The organism is Bacillus sp. sid0103 (assembly GCF_019219025.1).
This window is the reverse complement of the sequence record NZ_JAHUWN010000094.1, coordinates 1-797: the sequence shown is the minus strand read 5'-3', so window position 1 is coordinate 797 and position 797 is coordinate 1. Positions and strand designations below refer to the sequence as shown.

General features: G+C 36.6%; 1 protein-coding gene. It reads left to right on the top strand.

The features are described from left to right. On the top strand, positions 1–797 hold a 797-nt coding region (locus KW850_RS32590; RefSeq protein ID WP_218351722.1), incomplete at both ends, for an IS110 family transposase.

The window sequence follows — 797 nt, the reverse complement described above, 5'->3', positions numbered from 1 at the left end:
GCCCAAGAACTCCACGTAGCTAGAGCTGTAAATTTCCGTGGAATAATAGTTGGTGATTCTCTTACATTTGAAAATAATGAAGAGGGTTTTGCTAGTTTACTACAATGGATTAACCAGTTAAAAACCTTAAAAGGATTTGATTCTACTATAATTGGCATGGAACCTACAGGACATTATTGGGTTAACCTATCAAAATGGCTATATAATCAAGATATTGAAGCTGTAACTGTTAATCCCCACCTCGTAAAAAAGAATAAGGAAAACCGTGATAATAGCCGTTCAAAAAGTGATAAAAAAGATGCTCTTGTTATCGCTGATATGGTCAAAAATGGTTACTATTCCTTTATTCGTCCTACTTCAGAGGCCTTTGAAAAACTCAGAGTGTTAATGTCTAACCGTGATATGACGGTTAAAAGACTAGTTAGTGCCATCAATCAAATTAACCGTTGGGTAGATATTGTATTTCCTGAACTTCGACAGGTATTCAAAGATGTTAAAGGCAAAGGTGCAATAGCCACTCTTCGCTTATTCCCTACACCAAATGAACTTCGTTCAATGAAAGCACCAGATATCGTTAAAGGCTGGAAAACTCAAATGAAGAGACAACCTGGGTTAAAAAAAGCACAACAATTAATTGAATTAGCTAAGCATTCAGTTGGAACACGGCAAGCTCTTGATGCTTATAAACTACATCTTGAACAATTAATTGAAGAGTTTGATCTAGCAACTGCGCAACTTGAGCGAGTTGAAAAGGAAGTCACTGACGTCCTTAAACGAATTCCTTTCGCGAGAAAGTT